Source organism: Frateuria sp. GZRR33 (assembly GCF_051900425.1).
Lineage (GTDB): Bacteria > Pseudomonadota > Gammaproteobacteria > Xanthomonadales > Rhodanobacteraceae > Frateuria_A.
The window spans coordinates 296,634-316,380 of sequence record NZ_JBHZGK010000005.1; the positions used below are offsets into that span (position 1 = coordinate 296,634).

The 19,747-nt window shown below is 70.4% G+C and carries 17 protein-coding genes and 1 pseudogene; 13 read left to right on the forward strand and 5 right to left on the reverse strand.

Annotated elements, in window-relative coordinates; translation table 11 throughout:
• Positions 1–960 carry a LysR family transcriptional regulator gene (locus ACFWZU_RS08830; protein WP_439701139.1) on the forward strand — a complete coding sequence of 320 codons (960 nt, stop codon included), beginning with the start codon at positions 1–3 and terminating at the stop codon, positions 958–960.
• 34 nt (positions 961–994) lie between these two features.
• Here the strand turns inward: ACFWZU_RS08830 and ACFWZU_RS08835 are convergent, their stop codons facing one another.
• Entirely contained in the window at positions 995–2,848 is a 1,854-nt protein-coding gene (locus tag ACFWZU_RS08835; RefSeq protein WP_439701140.1) for a CHASE3 domain-containing protein, read from the reverse strand.
• 243 nt (positions 2,849–3,091) lie between these two features.
• Here ACFWZU_RS08835 and ACFWZU_RS08840 point away from each other — a divergent pair, with 243 nt between their 5' ends.
• A complete protein-coding gene (locus ACFWZU_RS08840; RefSeq protein WP_439701141.1) occupies positions 3,092–3,805 on the forward strand; it encodes a hypothetical protein in 714 nt (237 codons plus the stop codon).
• A gap of 75 nt (positions 3,806–3,880) precedes the next feature.
• Positions 3,881–4,702, forward strand: coding sequence for an energy transducer TonB (locus ACFWZU_RS08845; protein ID WP_439701142.1), 822 nt, complete (start codon positions 3,881–3,883; stop codon positions 4,700–4,702).
• An 18-nt stretch (positions 4,703–4,720) separates the two neighbouring features.
• On the opposite strand, the gene ACFWZU_RS08850 is transcribed toward ACFWZU_RS08845, so the two are convergent.
• The gene (locus tag ACFWZU_RS08850; protein WP_439701143.1) at positions 4,721–5,518 is read right to left on the reverse strand and encodes an undecaprenyl-diphosphate phosphatase; all 798 of its coding nucleotides are present in this window, start codon (positions 5,516–5,518) and stop codon (positions 4,721–4,723) included.
• Between the two features lie 259 nt (positions 5,519–5,777).
• On the opposite strand from ACFWZU_RS08850, the gene glnA reads away from it, so the two are divergent.
• Positions 5,778–7,187, forward strand: coding sequence for a type I glutamate--ammonia ligase (glnA, locus tag ACFWZU_RS08855; RefSeq protein ID WP_439701144.1), 1,410 nt, complete (start codon positions 5,778–5,780; stop codon positions 7,185–7,187).
• Between the two features lie 70 nt (positions 7,188–7,257).
• Here glnA and ACFWZU_RS08860 read toward each other — a convergent pair whose 3' ends face one another.
• Complete coding sequence (locus tag ACFWZU_RS08860) at positions 7,258–8,769, reverse strand: DUF2235 domain-containing protein (RefSeq protein ID WP_439701145.1); 1,512 nt, start codon at positions 8,767–8,769, stop codon at positions 7,258–7,260.
• Between the two features lie 178 nt (positions 8,770–8,947).
• On the opposite strand from ACFWZU_RS08860, the pseudogene ACFWZU_RS08865 reads away from it, so the two are divergent.
• The 7 genes and pseudogenes from ACFWZU_RS08865 to ACFWZU_RS08895 form a co-directional block, all read left to right on the forward strand.
• A pseudogene (locus ACFWZU_RS08865) lies at positions 8,948–9,049 on the forward strand (hypothetical protein); the annotation flags it as partial.
• Complete coding sequence (locus ACFWZU_RS08870; protein ID WP_439701180.1) at positions 9,045–9,305, forward strand: hypothetical protein; 261 nt, start codon at positions 9,045–9,047, stop codon at positions 9,303–9,305. The pseudogene ACFWZU_RS08865 and the gene ACFWZU_RS08870, both read left to right, overlap by 5 nt.
• A gap of 47 nt (positions 9,306–9,352) precedes the next feature.
• A complete protein-coding gene (locus ACFWZU_RS08875; protein WP_439701181.1) occupies positions 9,353–10,249 on the forward strand; it encodes a DUF3034 family protein in 897 nt (298 codons plus the stop codon).
• Positions 10,250–10,263: 14 nt separating this feature from the next.
• Positions 10,264–10,743, forward strand: coding sequence for a group I truncated hemoglobin (locus ACFWZU_RS08880; RefSeq protein ID WP_439701146.1), 480 nt, complete (start codon positions 10,264–10,266; stop codon positions 10,741–10,743).
• Positions 10,744–10,791: 48 nt separating this feature from the next.
• A complete protein-coding gene (locus ACFWZU_RS08885) occupies positions 10,792–11,832 on the forward strand; it encodes a two-component system sensor histidine kinase NtrB (RefSeq protein ID WP_439701147.1) in 1,041 nt (346 codons plus the stop codon).
• Entirely contained in the window at positions 11,822–13,195 is a 1,374-nt protein-coding gene (gene ntrC / locus ACFWZU_RS08890) for a nitrogen regulation protein NR(I) (protein ID WP_439701148.1), read from the forward strand. Before ACFWZU_RS08885 ends, ntrC begins: the two co-directional genes overlap by 11 nt.
• A gap of 264 nt (positions 13,196–13,459) precedes the next feature.
• Positions 13,460–13,924, forward strand: a complete 465-nt coding sequence (locus tag ACFWZU_RS08895; protein ID WP_439701149.1) for a GNAT family N-acetyltransferase — start codon at positions 13,460–13,462, stop codon at positions 13,922–13,924.
• Between the two features lie 72 nt (positions 13,925–13,996).
• On the opposite strand, the gene ACFWZU_RS08900 is transcribed toward ACFWZU_RS08895, so the two are convergent.
• Together ACFWZU_RS08900 and ACFWZU_RS08905 are read right to left on the reverse strand one after the other, a co-directional pair.
• Positions 13,997–16,522 (reverse strand): sensor domain-containing protein, encoded by a 2,526-nt coding sequence (locus tag ACFWZU_RS08900; RefSeq protein WP_439701150.1) that lies wholly within the window; start codon positions 16,520–16,522, stop codon positions 13,997–13,999.
• Positions 16,523–16,617: 95 nt separating this feature from the next.
• The gene (locus ACFWZU_RS08905) at positions 16,618–17,742 is read right to left on the reverse strand and encodes a hypothetical protein (protein ID WP_439701151.1); all 1,125 of its coding nucleotides are present in this window, start codon (positions 17,740–17,742) and stop codon (positions 16,618–16,620) included.
• A gap of 126 nt (positions 17,743–17,868) precedes the next feature.
• On the opposite strand from ACFWZU_RS08905, the gene ACFWZU_RS08910 reads away from it, so the two are divergent.
• Together ACFWZU_RS08910 and ACFWZU_RS08915 are read left to right on the forward strand one after the other, a co-directional pair.
• Entirely contained in the window at positions 17,869–19,152 is a 1,284-nt protein-coding gene (locus ACFWZU_RS08910; protein WP_439701152.1) for an acetyl-CoA C-acetyltransferase, read from the forward strand.
• Between the two features lie 16 nt (positions 19,153–19,168).
• On the forward strand, positions 19,169–19,678 hold the full coding sequence (locus ACFWZU_RS08915; RefSeq protein WP_439701153.1) for an energy transducer TonB family protein: 510 nt from the start codon (positions 19,169–19,171) through the stop codon (positions 19,676–19,678).
• Positions 19,679–19,747: the final 69 nt, after the last annotated feature.

Genomic DNA, 19,747 nt, shown 5'->3' on the forward strand with positions numbered 1-19,747 from the left:
ATGGAAGACTTCGCAGCAATTTCCGCGTTCGTCCGCGTGGTCGAAGCCAAGAGCTTCGCCGCCGCCGCCGCCCAACTGGGCATGACCCCCTCCGGCGTCAGCCGCGCGGTGTCCCGGCTGGAGGAGCGCCTCGGCGCGCGCCTGCTGTTCCGCTCGACCCGATCATTGCGGCTGACCGACGACGGCGCGGTATTCCACGCACGTTGCAAGGACATCCTGGCCGACCTGGCCGAAGCCACCGAGGCGCTGGGCTACGCCAACCGCAAGCCGGTCGGCAAGCTGCGCGTGGCGGTGTCGCTGGCGGTGGGGCGCGCGGCGCTGATCCCGCGGCTGGCCGAGTTCGAGCAGCGCTACCCCGACATCCGGCTGGAACTGTCGATGAGCGACCTGCCGGCCGACATGAATGGCGAAGGCATCGACTGCGCCATCCGCGTGGGCGAACTGGAAGATTCCAGCCTCATCGCGCGCAAGATCGGCTACCTGCGCAACGTGGTCTGCGCCTCGCCGGCCTACCTCGCCCGCTACGGCGCCCCGCAGACCATCGAGGATCTCAAGCAGCACCGCTGCATCAACTACGTATATCCCAACGGCCGCCCGCGGCAGTGGATGTTCGACGGCGCCAACGGGCCGATTGCGGTCGACGTGGACGGGCACCTCTTGATCAACGATGCCGAGTCGGTGATCCAGGCGGTGGCCGCGGGCCTGGGGATCACCCAGGCCCCGCACATGATGGTCGCCTGCATGCTCGACTGGGGAAAGCTGCAGCTGGTGATGACCGACACCCGCTCCACCGGCAAGCCGGTGTGGATCGTCTATCCGCAGAAGAAGCACCTCTCCGCGCGCGTGCAGGCCTTCATCGAATGGGTGCGCGAGCTGTTCGAGCGGACCAACGAGCCGCAGTTCCGGCCGGCGCGGGTGGCGACCGAGACGAACGGATCGAACGCCGCGGCGGCCGCCTGAGCACGGCGGCGCCATCGCGCGCCGCCGCAGGCACTCACCCGGTCCGGCCGGCGGCCGGCGACGGGTCGCCCGCCAGCACGTCGTGCACGCGATGGGCGAGCTCCTCCAGCGTGAAGGGCTTGCGCAGCAAGCCGGCGCCGGGAATGCGTTCGCCGACGCGCTCGGTGGCCTCGCGGGTGAAGCCGGTCATCAGCAGCACCTTCAGGCCCGGCCGCACCTGCCGCGCGATATCGGCCAGCTCCCAGCCGGTGAGCTGCGCCATCTCCACGTCGGTCAGCAACAGGTCGATGTACGGATGGGCGTCGAGTACGGCCAGCCCATCGTGGCCGCTGGACGCGGTCAGCACGCGATACCCCAGCTCGGTCAGCGCCTCGGCTGCGAACACGCGCACGCCGATGTCGTCGTCGACCAGCAGGATCAGCGTGCTGCCGTCGCCCCGCGGCACGCCATCGACGCCCCGGTCGGTTGGCGCCGGGCCGGTGGTCTCGCCAACGGCGCGCGGCAGGTAGATGCGGATCGTGGTGCCCTTGCCGACGTCGCTCTCGATGTCCACGTGCCCGCCGGATTGCTTGATGAACCCGTAGACCTGGCTCAGTCCCAGTCCAGTCCCCTTGCCGGCCGCCTTGGTAGTGAAGAACGGCTCGAAGGCCTTGCGCCTGACCTCGGCCGTCATGCCTTGCCCGGTGTCGGTCATCGCGATCATCACGTAGGCGCCGCGGGCCACGTCGGGCCGGCCGCTGGCGAACTCCTCGTCGAGGAACACGTTGGCCGTCTGCACGGCCAGCCGGCCGCCTTCGGGCATGGCGTCGCGGGCATTGACCGCCAGGTTGATCAGCGTGCTTTCCAGCTGGTTGACGTCCACCCGCGTCTTCCACAGGTCCGGCGCCTGCTGCAGCTCGACGCTGTAGATGCCGCCGAGCGTGCGGCGGATCACCTCGGTGGTGCTGGCCACCACGTCGCCCGTCGCCACCAGCACCGCGTGCAGCGGCTGCTTGCGCGCGAACGCCAGCAGCCGCTGCGTCAGTTCGCCCGCGCGCCGGGTCGCCTCCAGCGCGTACCCGACGTAGCGGCCGACATCGAGGTTGCCGCGGGCCAGGCGCGCCTTGAGCAATTCCAGGTTGCCCATCACCACCGCAAGCATGTTGTTGAAATCGTGCGCCATGCCGCCGGTCAGCGCGCCCAGCGCTTCCATCTTGCGGGACTGGCGCACCGCCTCTTCCAGCATCGCCTGGCGCTCGGTGCTCCGACGCAGCGCTTCGCTCGAGGCCAGCAGTTCGTCGCGCACCCGCATCACCATGCTGTGGCGTCGGGACATCTCGCGCAGGGTCAGCACGGCCAGGCCCAGGATCGCCAGCGCGGAGGCCGAGGCGCCGGTCAGCACCCAGCGCGAGAGCATGCGCTCCTTGGCCTGCTCGGCGGCAATGCTGCGGTCGCACTCCACCAGCATCGTGGCCACGAGCGAGCGGATGCGCTCCATCAGCTGCATGCCCAGGTTGGAGCGGACCAGCCTCACGGCCGCCTCGTGCTCGCCCTGGTTGTAGTAGGACAGCGTCTGCGCCAGCTCGGCCTGCTTGCCCGCGATCAGCGCACGCAGCTCGGGCAGGTAGCGGCGCAGGTGCGGGTCCTCGATCTGCCGGTCGAGCGCCTGCAGCAAACCCGTCAACCGGGGTTGCGCGCGCATGTAGGGCGCCAGGTAGGCGGTCTCGCCGGTGAGCAGGTAACCGCGCTGGCCCGTCTCGGCGCCCTGGATCGTCAGCATGGTCTGTCGCAGGGAGGCACGCACCGCCTGGATGTGCTGTTGCTGTTCCATCCCCGCCTCGCGCGCCGCTGCCAGCACGTAAGCCCCGGCCAGCAGCGAGGCCAGCAGGACGAAGCCCGCCGCCAGCATGATTCGCGACCGGATCAGGCTTGGGGGTTTGTCTGCTGCCATGGAAACGCCGTCGTGTGCAGCCGGACCGGGGTGGCGGCGTGCGCGGTCATCGTAGGCACGCCGGCGTGCGCAAGGCGTGGGCATCGGGGCGGAAGCTGGCAACGCTGCGCTCGAACGCACCACCCGCCTTCGCCGGTGTAGGCTGCCGTCGCATGCATACGCCGGAGGGGACACGGGATGGGAGCTGGGCTGGCGAGGGGATTGGAATGGTGGGCCGCGCTCGTGTTGCCCGTCGGGGCGGCGCGCGCGGCCGATGTACAGGTGGTGCAGACGTATCACCTGCAGGCCGGATTGGACGTCGATACGGCCGGGCAGGTGACGCGGGTCGAGCTGCCCGGAGCGGTTCCACCCGTGCTGGGAGCGCCCGCGCAGGAAGCAATCAAGCGCTGGCGCTTCAAGCCGCCCGTGCGGGTAGGCCATGCGGTCACGGCCCGCACCTACGCATGGATCGACCTGGTCCTGGCCCAACGGCCGGACGGCAATTACGGCGTGGCCGTGCGCTACATCAAGAACGGCCCGGCGCTTGTGCTTCGGGCGCCCCGATGGCCACGGGAGCAGGGCGACGGGCGCCTGACGATGGCCGCCGTGGTGCAACCGGACGGCAGCCTGACCGACATCAAACTGGTCGCCTCCGAGTTCAGCAGCCCGCTCGCACGAAAGCAGTTCGCGCTGGCGGTGGACGAGGCGATACGCCACAGCCGCGCCCTGCCCGAACTTGTCGATGGCAAACCCGTCGCCACCCGCGTGCAGATCCCGGTCATCTTCCAGACGCGGAGCCCCTCGGACGCTGCCGAGGCCAAGGCCAGGCGGACCACGGACGCCCCCGCGGACGCGCACGGAACACCGGATCTGTCCGGGCAGGCGGTCGCGCTGGACAGTCCCGTGCAACCGCTGGAGGCCGAGCCGCGCGGCTGAGGCGCGGCGCCGGCAGGCAATGAACAGGCATCCCGCACGCGGGCGCGTGAGGGAGCATCCACGGGGAGAGAAAGCATGAAGCCGATGACACGGATGGCCGCCGCCGCGACTGGCGCAGGTGCGATGGGTACCGACCGGCATACCGGGCGAACAGGCAGGGTGGCGGCATGGGCGCTGTGTGCGTTGCTCGCGGCCGGCATCGTGCAGGCGCGCGCCACGGCCGCCGATGCGCAGGTCGCGCGCGAATACCGGGCCGAGGTGGCGCTGGACATCGCTACGGACGGCAAGATATCGGCGATCCAGTTGCCGCAGGAAGTCCCCGCGATACTGACGGCGCCGGCCCGGGAGGCCATCGCGCGCTGGCGCTTCAAGCCGCCCGTGCGTGACGGGCACGCAGCGACCGCGCGTACCTACGTGCGACTCGTGCTGCAGCTCGTGCGGCAGGCGGACGGGAACTACGGGCTGCGTGCGGTGTACCGCTCGAACGGGCCGAGGCTCAGCTTCCCGGTGCTTCCCCGCTATCCGCTCGACGAGCTCCGCCGGCGCGGGCAGGGATCGGTCGTGATGGAGGCGATCGTGCACCCGGACGGCACCCTGACCGACATCCACGCAGCCAGCCATCGCATCAACCATCCGAACCCGGGGGCTTTCATCAAGTCCGCCGAGGCGGTGATGCGGCATGCCCTGGCGGAGCCGGAGCGGGTCGACGGGAAACCGGTGACAACGCGTATCCAGGTGCCGTTCGTCTATGCGTTGCACAGCATCAGCCGCAGCGAGGCGCTTTCCCGACAGGCACGCGAGGAAACGGCGCCCGTCGCCTCCGATGGTTTCAACCCGATCGGGGAAGCCGTTGCGCTCGACAGTCCGGCCCAGCTCGTGACCGGCCCGCCGGGCTGAGGGCGCGGGCCGGGCGCTTCAGCCGCCGGCCGGCAGCCAGAGCAGCAAGGCGACGCCCAGCCCGATGCGGTAGACCGCGAACGGCGTGAAGCGGTGCGTGCGGATGTAGCCCAGCAGCCACTTCACGGCCGCAAAGGCGACGACCGCCGACACCACGAAACCGACGATCAGCGCGCTCCAGTCCTCGTGCGCGGCACCGCCGTTCTTGACCACCTTGAGCAGCTCGTAGCCCGTCGCCGCGTACATCGTCGGGATGCCGACCAGGAAGGCGAACTCGGTGGCGGCGGCCCGATTGCTGGTGCCGGCCAGCAGCGCGGCGAAGATCGTCGCGGCCGAGCGCGAGGTGCCGGGGAACACGCCGGCCAGCATCTGCGCGATACCGACCAGCACCGCCACCGTCCAGGTCACCTCGCGCCGGTCCGGCTGGCGTGCGGCCACGGCTTCGGCGCCGATCATCCAGAAGCCGCCGATGACCAGCGCCCAGGCGATCGGCGTCACCGTGTCGGGCAGCGTGAAGCCGAGCTTGACCGCGATGAAGCCGAGCACCGCGGTGATCAGGAACGCCACCGTCAGCTTGGCCAGGTAGTCGCGATTGGCCGGGTCACGCCACTGGGTCAGCAGCTGCCACAGCCGCTTCCAGTAGATCAGCGTCACCGCCAGGATCGCGCCGGCCTGGATGCCGATGTTGAACAGGTCCGAACGCTGGCCCAGGCCGAGTTGCTCGGCGATCAGCAGGTGGCCGGTCGAGGAGATCGGCAGGAATTCGGTGATGCCCTCGATGATGCCGAGCAGGATGACGCGGATCAGGTCGCTCACTAAGGGCCCTCCGGCACTTCGCTAAAGCGGCATAGCTTACGGGGAAGCGGGCACGGCGGCGTGAGGCTGGGTTGCGCCAAATTGGTGCATGGCCGACGCGACAAAGGTGCAATGGGCCCTGTAGGAGCGCACCGGTGCGCGACCGCCATCCTGCTCCGGAGCGCCATGGCGGTCGCGCACCGGTGCGCTCCTACAGGGATCAAGGCTGGCACGGGCATTGCAACGGCGCCCGCATCCTTTCCCGCTCCGAGGCTTGCCCATGACTGCCCAGAAAGTGCTCGACCTGATCGCCGAACACGACGTCGAGTTCGTCGACCTGCGTTTCGCCGACATGCTCGGCAAGCACCACCACGTCACCTTCCCGGCGCACGCCATCGACGAGTCGACCTTCGAGGACGGCAAGATGTTCGACGGCTCGTCGATCCCGGGCTGGAAGGGCATCAACGAGTCGGACATGGTGCTGCTGCCCGACCCGGACACCGCGCATCTGGACCCGTTCTCGGCGCACACCCAGCTGATCCTGCACTGCGACGTGCTCGAGCCGTCGACCATGCAGGCCTACGGCCGCGACCCGCGCTCGATCGCCAAGCGCGGCGAGGCGTTCCTGAAGTCCACCGGCATCGCCGACACCGCCTTCTTCGGTCCCGAGCCGGAGTTCTTCATCTTCGACTCGGTGCGCTGGCAGAACGACATGGGCCGCGTGTTCTACGAGATCGGTTCCGAAGAGGCCGCCTGGAGCTCGCGCTACAAGTACGACGGCCAGAACAACGGCCACCGCCCGGGCGTGAAGGGCGGCTACTTCCCGGTCGCGCCGGTGGACTCGCTGGGCGACCTGCGCGCGGACATGTGCAAGGTGCTCGAGTCGCTCGGCCAGGTGGTCGAAGTGCACCACCATGAAGTGGCCAACGCGGGCCAGTGCGAGATCGGCGTCAAGTTCAACACGCTGGTGAAGAAGGCCGACGAGCTGATGACGATGAAGTACGTCATCAAGAACGTGGCGCACCAGAACGGCAAGACCGTGACCTTCATGCCCAAGCCGCTGGTGGGCGACAACGGCTCGGGCATGCACGTGCACCAGTCGCTGGCCAAGGACGGGCAGAATCTGTTCGCCGGCGAACTCTATGGCGGCCTGTCGCAGATGGCGCTGTGGTACATCGGCGGCATCTTCAAGCACGCCAAGGCGATCAACGCGTTCGCCAACTCGACCACCAACAGCTACAAGCGGCTGGTGCCGGGCTTCGAGGCGCCGGTGATGCTGGCCTACTCGGCGCGCAACCGCTCGGCGAGCTGCCGCATCCCGTACGTGTCCAGCCCGAAGGGCCGCCGCATCGAGGTGCGCTTCCCCGACCCGATGAACTCCGGCTACCTGGTGTTCACCGCGCTGATGATGGCCGGCCTGGACGGCATCATCAACAAGATCGATCCGGGCGCGCCGGCGGACAAGGACCTCTACGACCTGCCGCCGGAAGAAGAGAAGAACATCCCGCAGGTGTGCGCGAGCCTGGACGAAGCGCTCAACGCGCTGGACAAGGACCGTGAGTTCCTCAAGGCCGGCGGCGTGTTCACCGACGACTTCATCGACGCCTACATCGAGCTGAAGATGAAGGAAGTGACTGCCTACCGCGCCAGCACGCACCCGCTGGAGTTCCAGATGTACTACGCGATCTGACCGCAGCAACAGGGGTCGAGGGGACGGGCGCTTCGGCGCCCGTTTCTTTTGGAGTGGCTTTGCGACACGTTCAGGGCCGCTCGACCACCAGCGCCACGCTGCCGTGATTGTTGGCGTAGGCCTGCCAGGCGTCGTTGGCGTAGGCGTAGAAGTAGCCGCTGGCGCCCGGGGTGAAGCGGCAGCCCGCGCCGATCACGAAAGTCTCGCCGCGCTCGTCGCCTTCGCCGTTGGCCACGAAGCCGATCAATGCGCACCACGGCGCGGACTCGAGGCGACGAGTGAACCAGAAATCGCTGTCGCCATGGCTGGCGGTGTTGAACGCGTGTTCCACCGAGCCCAGCGCGGAAGCGGCCAGTCGCGCGATGTCGGAGGCATGGTGCCCGTCGACCTCGCCGCCGGCGGGGGAGAACTTGGCGCCCGCGTCGAGCCATTCGCCCGAGGCGGTGAAGCGGTAGGTGACGCCGGCCTCCAGGTACAGACCGGTGATGTTCCAGTGGGTCGAGGCGAACACGTCCAGCGTCGTCCGCTCGCCGCCGGCGAGCCCGCGGGTGGGCCAGTAGTCGCCCTGCGCGAGCGGCGGGTCGGCCTGTCGCGCGAGCGCACTGGGATGCAGCAGGCCGGCCAGCACGCTGGTCCTGGCCACCTGCGCCACCGCGCGCGGCTGGTTGCGGCCGAGTTTGAACAGGCCCTGCCGCGAGTCGTGCAACACGGCTTGCGGATCGGGGCGAAGCTGCGCGCGCGTGTTCTCGCGCAAGCGCAGCCCGCAGGCGGCGGCCTCGTCGAGCATCCACGCCAGTGCAATGTCGGACAACCCGGCCTGTGCGTAGCCCCCGCCGACGTCGCCGTGCACACCGGGAAACCACACCTGGTGCACCCGGTCAGGACGGCGGATGTGGGTCCACAGGGTCGGCAGGAAATCCGCCCGGCGCTCGTCCATCGCCACGGCATGGCGGGCGTTGGCGATCATCAGGCTGATGCGGGTGTCGTGGAACTGGTAGCGGCGCGGATCGCCGATGAAGCGCAGCACCGACAGCTCCAGCGGAATGCCCAGCGCACCGACCGTGTCCCACACGCCCATGAAGTGCATGCCGATGGTGCCAGCCGTGGGCTGCCCGGGCGGCACGCCGTGGAAGGCCCAGCCACCGGCGTTGGCGAACGGCTTGCCGGCGCGGTAGGCCTCGAACACCTGTTGCACGCGCGACCACACGTCGGCCGGTGCCAGCGCCGGGTCGGACAGGTCCAGCAGGCCGCTGTGCGCGAGCAGCCCGCCCAGGCTGCGCACGGTGTAGGCACCGCGGCTGAAGCCGAACAGGAAGATGCGGTCGCCCGGCTGGTAACGCACGGCCAGCCACTGGTAGGCGCTCATGATGTTGCGCTCCAGCCCGGCGCCGGTGCCGCCACCGACCACCCGGTCCAGCCAGCCGCCGTTGGTGCCCACCCCGGGGTGGTAGTAGGCCAGCTGCCGCTCGTCCTTCACGGCGGCGTTGTAGAGCTTGGCCACGTTGGTGGGCGCGGGCAGGCCCTGGTCGGTGTGCTCCAGGGTGTTCCAGGTGCCGTCGCAGCAGACGATCAGTTGGGTCATGGCCGTGTCCTCCCCGGTTGCCCATGGCCGACCCTACGCGCGCGCTGGTGGCCGAACCGTGCAGCGCGGCCTGCATCCGCGCCGCCGGTCGCCAGGTACCTGGCCGGACGGCGACGGGCCGGGGGAGGCTTGGATGGACAGGCAAAAGCGATGGCGGTGGATGGCAGGCATGCTCGCGATGGCGACGGCCGCGGCGGCACAGACGATCCCGACCCATGACGGGCAGGGCCGGCTGGTCGACGGTCAGGGGCGCGCGTTGTACGTCTACGACGCCGATGCCGTGCCCGGGCAAAGCGCCTGCGGGGGGCCGTGCGCCGCGGTCTGGCCGCCGCTGGAGGCGCCGCCGCGGCGTCGTCACCGCGGGGTTCGGCCGGATCGTGCGCGCCGACGGCCGCCGCCCGTGGGTCTGGCAGGGCCGCCCACTCTACCGCGATGCCGGCGATGCGCCGCCGGGGGACGCGCGTGGCGATGGTCCCAACGGCACCTGGCACCGGGCGGTCGAGGCGGCTGCATCCGCACAGGCCACCCATCCGTAACGCCATCCGGGGGCGCGCTTGGGGCGCGCCCCAGACAGGGAGACACCATGCACAAGCAACGGGGATACCGGGCAACGCTGCTCGGCGCGCTTCTCATTGCCGCGACGGCGCCGGGCCTGGCGATGGCCGACGATGCCGGCGCCGGCACCAGCGGCAAGCTGCTGCTCACCGGCGGCGTGAGCCAGGTCGAGGGCGCCGCCGGTGGCGGGCTTACGCCGTGGGCGGTGATCGGCGGCTACGGCACGCGTGACCAGATCGGCGCGAACGCCTTCTACACGCGGGTGAACCTGCCCGACTACCACCTTGACGACGCCGGCGTGATGGTCGGCTTCTACAACCGCGTCGAGCTTTCCTACGCGCAGCAGCGCTTCAACACCGAGGACGTCGGTGCGGCGCTCGGCCTGGGCCGCGGCTTCACCTTCCGCCAGGACGTGGTCGGCGTGAAGGTGCGCCTGTTCGGCGATGCGGTGCTGGAACAGGACAGCTGGCTGCCGCAGGTTTCCATCGGCGCGCAGTACAAGAAGAACAACCAGGACGCGATCGTGAAGTTCGTCGGTGCCACCCGCTCGCAGGGCACCGACTACTACATCGACGCGACCAAGCTGTTCCTCGCCCAGAGCCTGCTGGTCAACGCCACCGTGCGTTTCACCAAGGCTAACCAGATCGGCATCCTCGGTTTCGGCGGCGACCGGCACGACGGTTACCAGGCGGAACTGGAAACCTCGGTCGCCTACCTGCTCACCCGCCAGTGGGCCATCGGCGCCGAGTACCGCATGAAGCCGGACAACCTCGGCATCGCGAAGGAGGACGACTGGTACGACGCCTTCGTCGCCTGGGCACCGACCAAGCACGTGTCGGTGACCCTTGCCTATGCCGACCTCGGCAACATCGTGATCAAGGACCGCCAGCGCGGCCTCTACGCCTCCGTCCAGCTCGGCTTCTGACAAGGAACAACCTCATGCTCAAGCAGTCGCTTCTTCCGTTGTTCCTGGCCGCCGGCCTCGCCGCCGGCGCGGCCCAGGCGCAGAGCGCCATGCCGCTGACCCATCCGGCCGCCGACCCGGCGCCGCGCGACCCGTCGCTCAAACCGGTGTTCGACCAGTTCGGCGGCAAGGCCGGGCTGGTCGCGCTGATGGACGATTTCATGGCCAACCTGATGGCCGACCCGCGCACGCGGCCGTTCTTCGAGCCGGTCGACCGCGAGCACGTCAAGGCCGAACTGGTCGACCAGTTCTGCGTGATCCTCGATGGCCCCTGCACCTACACCGGCAAGAACATGGCGCAGGTGCACCGCGGCCTGGACATCCACCGCAGCCAGTTCAACGCGCTGGTGGAGGACCTGCAGAAGGCGATGGACAAGCACGGCATCCCGTTCCGCGCACAGAACAAGCTGCTGGCCAGGCTGGCGCCGATGCACCGGGAGGTCGTGACCCAGTAGTCCGGCGGCTGCGTTGCACCAAGAGGGCGCAACGCCCATCATGGTGCAATGAACGAAGGCGACTGGCGCGCATGGGCGGAACAGGCGACGACCGGGCTCGGCCTGGTCGATGCCCGTTTGCACCTGGCCTGGCTCAACCCGGCGCTGGCCGAAGCGCTGGAGCTGGGCCCGCGACGCGCCATCGGCCAGCCGCTGGCGTCGCTGCTGGGCGAGCCGGCGGTGGCGTCCCAGGCAGCGCGGGCGCGCGACGAACAACGCACCGTGCAATGGCGCGACCTGCGCCTGGGCGCGCCGGAGCGGCGGCTCGACGTGTCGTTGCAGCCGCTCGATGCCGAACACCTGCTGCTGGAAGTGCACGTGCTCGCGCCCCCAGCCGCCGGGCACTCCCCGGTATCGGCCAGCCTGCGTGGCCTCGCGCACGAGGTGAAGAACCCGCTCGCCGGCCTGCGCGGCGCGGCGCAACTGTTGCAGCGGCGCGTCGGCGAGGCGGAGCTCAAGGCGCTGGCGGGCATGGTCATCGCCGAGGCCGACCGGCTGGCCGCGCTGGCCGATCGCCTGCTGCGTCCGGCCGGCGCGCCGCCGCAGGACGCGATCAACCTGCACGCGGTGCTGGAGCGGGTCGTCGCGCTGCTGGAGGCCGAGCCTTCGCCGCTGGCGATCCGCCAGGACTACGACCCCAGCCTGCCGGAGCTGCGCGGCGATGCCGATCGCCTGCAGCAATTGCTGCTCAACCTGGCGCGCAACGCGCGCGAAGCCGGCGCGCGCCATCTGATCCTGCGCACCCGCGCCGAACATGGGGTGCGGCTGGGCGAACGCGTGCTGCGCACCGCCCTGCGGCTGGACATGGTGGACGATGGCGCGGGCGTCCCCGCTGCCCTGCGCGACACGCTGTTCGAGCCGCTGGTGTCCGGTCGCGCCGACGGCACCGGCCTGGGCCTGGCGATGGCGCGCGAGATCGCGCACGAACATGGCGGCGAGTTGCGCCACGCGGGCGGTCCGGGCGCCACCACCTTCACCCTGTGGCTGCCGCTGGAGCATGCATGGCCCGCGCACCCCTCCACGGTTGCGAGCGAGTCTCATGAGTCCTGAGGTCTGGATCGTCGACGACGACCGCAGCATCCGCTACGTGCTCGCCGAAGCGCTGCGCGAGGTGGGCCTGGCCGTGCGCGAATTCGGCGACGTGTCGGCGGTGCGCGCAGCACTGCGCGAGGCGCGCCCGGCCTTGCTGCTGACCGACGTGCGCATGCCCGGCGAGGACGGCCTGGAGCTGCTCGCCGAACTGCACGCGCAGGGCATCGGGCCGGTGATCGTGATGAGCGCCTTTACCGACGTGGCCACCACGGCGGCCGCCTATCGCGCCGGCGCGGTCGACTACCTGGCCAAGCCGTTCGACCTCGATCACGCGGTCGAGGTGGCACGCCGCGCACTCGCCGAACAGCCGGCCGCACCGCCGCCCCCGACCGTCACGCCCACGCATGCGCTGTTCGGCGAGAGCGCGCCGATGCGGGAGGTGTTCCGGCTGATCGGTCGCGTGGCAGCGAGCGACCTCAACGTGCTGGTGACCGGCGAGACCGGCACCGGCAAGGAACTGGTCGCGCGCGCGCTGCACGAGGAAAGCGCGCGCCGCGGCAAGCCGTTCGTCGCGCTCAATACCGCGGCCATCCCGAGCGAGCTGCTGGAGAGCGAACTGTTCGGGCACGAGGCCGGCGCCTTCACCGGCGCGGCGCGGCGCGTGGCCGGGCGTTTCGAGCAGGCCGAAGGCGGCACGCTGTTCCTGGACGAGATCGGCGACATGCCGCTGGCGCTGCAGACGCGCCTGCTGCGTGTGCTCGCCGGCGGCGAGTTCTACCGCGTCGGCGGGCGCGAGCTGATCCGCGGCAACGTGCGCATCGTGGCAGCCACCCATCAGGACCTCGACGCGCGGGTGGCGGCCGGGCAGTTCCGCGCGGACCTCAAGCACCGGCTGGACGTGGTGCGCATCGAACTGCCCCCGCTGCGTGCGCGCCGGCCCGACATCCCGCTGCTGGCCAGGCACTTCCTGGCCACGGCCGCGCAGGAGCTCAAGCTGCCGCCCAAGCGGTTCTCGCGCGCGGCGCTCAAGGCGCTGGAACAGCGCGACTTCCCGGGCAATGTGCGCGAGCTGGAGAACCTGTGCCGGCGGTTGGCGGTGATCGCACCCGGCGCGGAGATCCAGGCCGCCGAACTGGGCGCGGCGGCCGCGCCGACCGCGGCCGGCGACTGGACCGGGGCCTTGCACGCGTGGGCCAGCGAAGCGCTTGCGCGCGGCGAAGCGGACATCCACGCGCGCGCCCGCGAGGCGCTCGACCGTACGTTGCTGGAGGCGGCCTTGGCGGCGCACGGCGGGCATCGGCAGCATGCGGCGGCGGCGCTGGGGGTGGGGCGCAATACGCTGACGCGGAAGCTGGGGGCATCGCGCAAGCGCTCCCGGTAGGGGGTTCCGCGCAAGAGCAGCCCCTCACCCCAACCCTCTCCCCGGAGGGGAGAGGGAGCAGGTTTGTGGCGGGGTGGTAGTGACGCGCGATCTGGAACCCTCTCCCCTTCAGGGAGAGGGAGCAGGTTTGTGGCGGGATGGTCGTGACGCGCGATCTGGAACCCGCTCCCCTCCGGGAAGAGGGCAGGGTGAGGGGCGTGATCGCGGGAAAGCCGGCCTCAGCCTCGTTGTTGGCCGATAATCCCCGCCTGCCCAGGAGGACCCATGCCCGCATCCCAAACCATCCGCCCCGCCACCCGCGCCGACATTCCCCACCTGGTCGAGTGGAACGCCGCCATGGCGCAGGAAACCGAAGCCAAGGCGCTCGATCGCACAGTGCTCGCGCGCGGCGTCGAGGGCGTGTTCGACGAACCGCGCCGTGGCTTCTACCTGGTGGCCGAACGGGATGGCACGGCAGTCGGCAGCCTGCTGGTCACCTACGAGTGGAGCGACTGGCGCTGCGGCGACTTCTGGTGGATCCAGAGCGTCTACGTGGTGCCCGAGGCGCGCCGCGGCGGCGTGTTCCGCGCGTTGTACGCGGCGGTGCGCGACAAGGCGCGGGCCGCCGGCGCGGTCGGGTTGCGGCTGTACGTGGAGACGGAGAACCAGCGCGCGCAGCGCACCTACGCCGAACTCGGCATGGAGCCGTGCCATTACTTCATGTACGAAGAAGGCCTGCCGCGGACGTAGGCCGTAGGGCGGGCTTCAACCCACCTTCCCGCATCCGGAAATACGGGCGGTGGGCTGAAGCCCAAGCCCGCCCTACGATCCGGGCTGGTCGGACACCCAGCGCCGCAGGTGCTGCTCGGCGAGCAGTTTGCCGAACGCGGTCGCGTCCATCGGCGCGCCGAACAGAAAGCCCTGCAGCTGCTCGCAACCAGCCTTGCGCAGGTACTCGGCCTGGGCTTCGGTCTCGACGCCTTCGGCCACCACCGTCTTGGCCAGGCTGCGCGCCATCGCGATGATTGCCTGGGTGATCGCGGCGGTGTCCGCGTCGCTCTCCACGTCGCGCACGAAGGCGCGGTCGATCTTCAACGCATCGACCGGGAAGTGTTTCAGGTACGACAGGCTGCAGTAGCCGGTGCCGAAGTCGTCCAGCGACAGCCGCACGCCGCAGCGCTTGATGCGCTGGAGCAGCGCGATGGTGGCGTCGCCGCCGGCCATCACGGTGCGCTCGGTCAGTTCCAGCTCCAGCAGTGCCGGATCGAGCGCGCAGTGGTCCAGCACGGTCTGCAGCTCGGCCAGGAAGTTGGCGTGCTGGAACTGCAGCGGCGAGACGTTGACCGCGATCGGCACGCCCATGTGCTGGCTGTGCCACACGTCGGCCTGGCGACACGCTTCGTGCAGCACCCAGGCGCCGATCGGCACGATCAGTCCCACGTCCTCGGCCACCGCGACGAACTGTTCGGGCGGATAGCGCTCGCCGCCGTCGGCGTCGAACCAGCGCAACAGCGCCTCGGCGCCGACGATACGCCCGTCGGCGGCATCCACCTTGGGCTGGTAATGCAGCGACAGCTGCTCGCGCGCGATCGCCAGCCGCAATTCGGCCTCGATGCGACGGCGCAGCGAGGCGCGTTCGTTCATCGAGGCGGTGAAGAAGCGATAGCTGTGCCGGCCGCCGACCTTGACCTCGTACATGGCGCTGTCGGCGTTGCGCAGCAGCTGGTCGGCGTCGGCCGCGTCGTCCGGGCACAGGCTGATGCCCACGGACATGCGCAGCGAGAGTTCGGGCAGGCCCGCCACGGTGGTCCGCTCGCCGTAGGCGATCAGCCGCTGCGCCACGCTGGCGGCCTGGCCGGGCGCCTCCACCTGCGGCAGCAGCGCCACGAACTCGTCGCCGTGGTGACGGCACAGGATGTCCTCGTCGTGCAGCGCCTGGCGCAGCTGCGCGGCAAACGCGCGCAGCACGCGGTCGCCGTTGGCGGGGCCGTGCTGGTCGTTGATCTGCTTGAAGTGGTCGATGTCGATGTACAGCAGCGCGCAACGCTGCTGGCGCCGGCGCGCGGTCGCCACGGCCTGCTCGATCTGGCCCTGCATCTGGCTGCGGTTGGGCAGGCCGGTCAGGGTGTCGAGCTGGGTCAGGTGGATCATCTTCAGCGCCAGCGCGCGCGTCTCGCTGACGTCGCGGAACACCAGCACGCCGCCGATCGCATGGCCGGCGTGGTCGTGGATCGGCGCGGAGGAGTCCTCGATCGGCGTTTCGAAGCCATTGCGGTGCAGCAGCACCGCCTTGCCTTCCAGGTCGACGATGGCGTTGCGCTCGATCGCGCCGCGCAACGGGTTTTCAAGTGCGGCGCCGGTGCGCGCGTCGCGCAGGCGGAACACCTCGTCCATTGGGCGGCCGCGCGCCTCGGCGGCGGTCCAGCCGGTGAGGCCTTCGGCGATCGGATTGAGCGACGTCACGCGCAAGTCGAGGTCGGCCGCGATCACCGCGTCGCCGATGGAGTTGAGCGTGACCTCGGCCAGTTCGCGTTCGCGGAACAGCGCTTCCTCGTACTGCTTGCGCTGGCTGATGTCCTCCACCTGCGAGACGAAATACAGCGGCTTGCCATGCTCGTCGCGCACCAGCGAGGTGCTGAGCTGGAAGTGCACGACGTGGCCGTCCTTGTGCAGGTTGCGCTTCTCCATCTGGTAGGCGTCGGTGCGGCCGGCGAGCATCTGCCCGAGCTGCGCCATGTCGGTGCCGTAGTCGTCCGGGTGGGTGACGTCGGCGATGCTCAGGGTGAGGAATTCCTCCTCGCTGTAGCCGAGCATGCGGCAGACCGCTTCGTTCACGCGCAGGAAGCGGCCGTCGGGGCGCACCAGCGCCATGCCGATGGCGGCGTGCTGGAAGGCGCCGAAGAAGCGCTGCTCGCTCTCGCGCAGCTTCAGTTCCAGCGCATGCCGCTCGGTGATGTCGATGAATACCGCGAACACACCGTGCACGCGGCCCTCCTCATCGGCGTCGGGCTGGAAGCTGGCGTGCATGTAGCGGTGCGCGCGGCCAGCGAACAACACCCCCTCGACCGTGCTTGGCTGGCCACCCAGCGTGGCCTGCAGCGCTTCGATCGCGCGTGGTGCGCTGGCCTCGTCGAGCAGCTCGCCGACCGCGCGACCGGCCAGGCCCCTGGTCGCCACGCCCAGCCAGCGCCGCGGCGGCTGGTTGGCGAAGCGCACGACGAGGTCGGGGTCGAAGTAGGCGATCAGCGCGGGGACGCCGCGCAGTACGTGCTCGGGCCAGTTCCTTTCGGACTGGTCGTCGTCGTCGGGCGGTTCGGCCAGTCCGTCCGGTGAAAGGGGTTGGGTCATGGCACTCCCCCCGAGCGCGTACCCTGCTCCGGACCCCATCATGCGCCTGCCGCCGGATGGATGCCACAACCGGCCGGCCTGCTGCCAGAGCGCCCTCAGTGCCGCAAGGGGGAGGGCACGGTGAGCCCGCTATCGTCCAGCATCACCCGGCCCAGTGCCTGCAGCGCGGGCTCGATGCCGAGCCGCGCGGCCAGCACCGCCACCAGCGGTCCCAGCGCCTGCGGCGCGAGCGGGTAACCCTGTGCGAGCAGGCGGGGGTGGCCATCGGCGCCGGTCTGGGCGGCGCTGATCGCCACGGTGCCCAGGCCCGGCGCTTCGTGTGCGAACAGCGCCGGCGGCGCCAGCGCCGGGTCGGCCTCGGCGAAGGTCTCCAGCAGCCAGCCTGCATCCGCCTCGCCCGCATCGAGCGCCAGCGGCAGGTGGTGCGCCTGCAGCAGCGCGGCGTACTGGCGCAACTCGAACACCAGCCCGGCGAAGGCGTGCGCGCGCTCGGCGGGCGCGCCCGACTGCTGTGCCAGCCAGGCCGCGGGCGAACCGGCGTGTACGGCGCCGTCGGAGTAGCGCAATGGCAGGCCGCGTGCACTCAGCGTGGATTCGCCCTGGTAGGGTGTGAGCAACGCAACTTCGAGCAGGGTCCACAGCGGCGCGAGATTGACGTGCTCGTACTGCACGCAGGTCAGCGCAAGCAGGTCGTTGCGACTCAGGTAACGGGCGTGCTCGAGCCGCACGCCGAGCGTGCGCATCAGCCAGTCGGCGGTGCGCGCGCCGGCCTCGCCGCGGCCGACCAGTTGCACTTCCATGTCCTGGGCCAGGTCGTCGGCGAGCGCCTCGGGGGCCAGCACCGACAGCGGCAGCAGGCGCATCGCGCCGCCGGCGTGGCCCGGTTCGGGCACCAGCGTCTGCGCCGGCATCTGCCCGGCATGGCTGCCGAAGGCGACCACGTTCTCCAGGTGGCCGCGCGGCACCCTGCGGGCCAGTTCGTCCAGCGTGGCCCACACCGGGAAGCCCGGGCGCAGCAGCTCGACCGGGTCGAACAGCGCGCCGGCCAGCGCCAGCCGCGCCTCGCCGATGCGCGGCAGCAACGCATGCAGGTCCTCGGCGACCAGCGCAGCCAGCGCGTCGGCTTCGTCGCGGCTGAGCGTGACGGCCGTAGGCGACTGGTCGGGCAGGCATTCCAGCGCGAGCACCGCGGGCAGGGCGATTAGCGGTTGCGCATCCATCGGCATTCCAAACGGCGGGGAACCGACGATTATACGGAGCGCCTCCCGTTCACGCTTTTGGGCTTCCGCCGCATGGGCCTGCGGGTTAGCCTTTGGAGATTCGAAGGCCTCTGGACCGCCCCGGACATGGAAAAAACCACGAAGCGCGTCGGTGTGATCGGCGGTGTGCGCATCCCGTTCTGCCGCAACAACACCGCCTACGCCGACGTCGGCAACTTCGGCATGTCGGTCAAGGTGCTCGGCGCGCTGGTGGAACGCTACGGCCTGCATGGCGTGGAGCTGGGCGAGGTCGCGCTGGGCGCGGTGATCAAGCATTCGTCGGACTGGAATCTCGCGCGCGAGGCGCTGCTGAGCTCAGGCCTGGCGCCGACCACGCCCGGCATCACCACCGCGCGCGCCTGCGGCACCTCGCTGGACAACGCCATCATCGTCGCCAACAAGATCGCCGTGGGCCAGATCGAAGCCGGCATCGCGGCCGGCTCCGACACCACCAGCGACGTGCCGATCGTCTACGGCGAGCGCCTGCGCAAGCGGCTGCTCTCGATCAACCGCGCCAAGGGCTGGCAGGACAAGCTCGCCGCCGCCACGCGCGGGTTCTCGCTGGCGGAGCTCAAGCCCTCGTTCCCGGGCGTGGCCGAACCGCGCACCGGCATGTCGATGGGCGACCACTGCGAGAAGATGGCGCGCGAGTGGCATATCGGCCGCGAGGCGCAGGACCAGCTCGCGCTGGAGAGCCACAAGAAGCTCGCCGCCGCCTACGACGCCGGTTTCATGGACGACCTGGTGGTGCCCTTCCGCGGGGTCAAGCGCGACAACATCCTGCGGCCCGACACCAGCCTGGAAAAGCTGGCGACGCTCAAGCCCGCATTCGACCGCAGCTCCGGCCACGGCACGCTGACCGCCGGCAACTCGACCGCGCTGTCCGACGGCGCCGCCGCAGTGCTTCTGGCTGGCGAGGACTGGGCAGCGAAGCATGGCCTGCCGGTGCAGGCGTGGGTGCGCGACGCGGAGGTCGCCGCGGTCGATTTCGTGCACGGCGAGGGCCTGCTGATGGCGCCGACCGTGGCGGTCGCGCGGTTGCTCGCGCGCAACGGGCTCACGCTGCAGGACTTCGACTTTTACGAGATCCATGAGGCCTTCGCCGCGCAGGTGCTGTGCACGCTGCGGGCGTGGGAGAGCGCCGAGTACTGCCGCAGCCGGCTCGGCCTGGACGCCCCGCTGGGCAGCATCGACCCGGCCAGGCTCAACGTGCACGGTTCCAGCCTGGCCGTCGGCCATCCGTTCGCCGCCACCGGCGCGCGCCTGGTCGCCACGCTGGCCAAGGAGCTTGTGCAGAAGGGCAGCGGCCGCGGCCTGATCTCGGTGTGCACCGCCGGCGGCATGGGCGTGGTGGCGATCCTGGAGCGCTGAGCCGAAACGCGTCGCCATGCCGCGCCTGCGCGTCACCACGACCTTGAGCGTCATCGGCCTGCTGGTCGGCATCGTCGGCACCGATGGGTTGAGCGGCCTCACCGACGACTGGACCGGCCCACCGCCGCGCGCGGTGGCGCAGATCGCGCCGCGGCGGCATCGTGTACCGCCGCGCCATCGCCCGCATGCCGCGCCGCGCGTGGTCGGCGCGCAACCGGAGCCCGTGGCGCACCCACGGCCACCGGCGCCCGCGGAGCTGGTGCCCATCGATACGCCGCCCGGACCCTCATCGTGGGCCGAGTTGCGCGGCCATCTGGACGGCCGCGTGGTACTCGCCATCGACACCGACGGCAGCGGCCGGGTGACCGCCGCCGACGTCGCCCGGTCCAGCGGCGATCCGGTGCTCGACGCGCACGCCCTGGCCACGGTGCGGGGCTGGCGTTTCGCGGTACCGGCCGGCGCTGCGGGCGTACAGGGCGAACTGCCGATGCGCTTCGACAGCACGGTGCCTTCCACGCCGCCATGAACGGCTCCTTCTCCCTTCCGGAAAAAGTGGACGAAGGACGGCTCATGTCACGCATGCCGAGCCAGGCGC

What these genes read in the sequence shown, in the direction of transcription:
- ACFWZU_RS08830 (WP_439701139.1), top strand. Translation starts at nt 1, where the DNA reads ATGGAAGACTTCGCAGCAATTTCCGCGTTCGTCCGCGTGGTCGAAGCC.
- ACFWZU_RS08835 (WP_439701140.1), bottom strand. Translation starts at nt 2,848, where the DNA reads ATGCTGGCGGCGGGCTTCGTCCTGCTGGCCTCGCTGCTGGCCGGGGCT.
- ACFWZU_RS08845 (WP_439701142.1), top strand. Translation starts at nt 3,881, where the DNA reads ATGAAGCCGATGACACGGATGGCCGCCGCCGCGACTGGCGCAGGTGCG.
- glnA (WP_439701144.1), top strand. Translation starts at nt 5,778, where the DNA reads ATGACTGCCCAGAAAGTGCTCGACCTGATCGCCGAACACGACGTCGAG.
- ACFWZU_RS08860 (WP_439701145.1), bottom strand. Translation starts at nt 8,769, where the DNA reads ATGACCCAACTGATCGTCTGCTGCGACGGCACCTGGAACACCCTGGAG.
- ACFWZU_RS08870 (WP_439701180.1), top strand. Translation starts at nt 9,045, where the DNA reads ATGCCGTGCCCGGGCAAAGCGCCTGCGGGGGGCCGTGCGCCGCGGTCT.
- ACFWZU_RS08875 (WP_439701181.1), top strand. Translation starts at nt 9,353, where the DNA reads ATGCACAAGCAACGGGGATACCGGGCAACGCTGCTCGGCGCGCTTCTC.
- ACFWZU_RS08880 (WP_439701146.1), top strand. Translation starts at nt 10,264, where the DNA reads ATGCTCAAGCAGTCGCTTCTTCCGTTGTTCCTGGCCGCCGGCCTCGCC.
- ACFWZU_RS08885 (WP_439701147.1), top strand. Translation starts at nt 10,792, where the DNA reads ATGAACGAAGGCGACTGGCGCGCATGGGCGGAACAGGCGACGACCGGG.
- ntrC (WP_439701148.1), top strand. Translation starts at nt 11,822, where the DNA reads ATGAGTCCTGAGGTCTGGATCGTCGACGACGACCGCAGCATCCGCTAC.
- ACFWZU_RS08895 (WP_439701149.1), top strand. Translation starts at nt 13,460, where the DNA reads ATGCCCGCATCCCAAACCATCCGCCCCGCCACCCGCGCCGACATTCCC.
- ACFWZU_RS08900 (WP_439701150.1), bottom strand. Translation starts at nt 16,522, where the DNA reads ATGACCCAACCCCTTTCACCGGACGGACTGGCCGAACCGCCCGACGAC.
- ACFWZU_RS08905 (WP_439701151.1), bottom strand. Translation starts at nt 17,742, where the DNA reads ATGGATGCGCAACCGCTAATCGCCCTGCCCGCGGTGCTCGCGCTGGAA.
- ACFWZU_RS08910 (WP_439701152.1), top strand. Translation starts at nt 17,869, where the DNA reads ATGGAAAAAACCACGAAGCGCGTCGGTGTGATCGGCGGTGTGCGCATC.
- ACFWZU_RS08915 (WP_439701153.1), top strand. Translation starts at nt 19,169, where the DNA reads ATGCCGCGCCTGCGCGTCACCACGACCTTGAGCGTCATCGGCCTGCTG.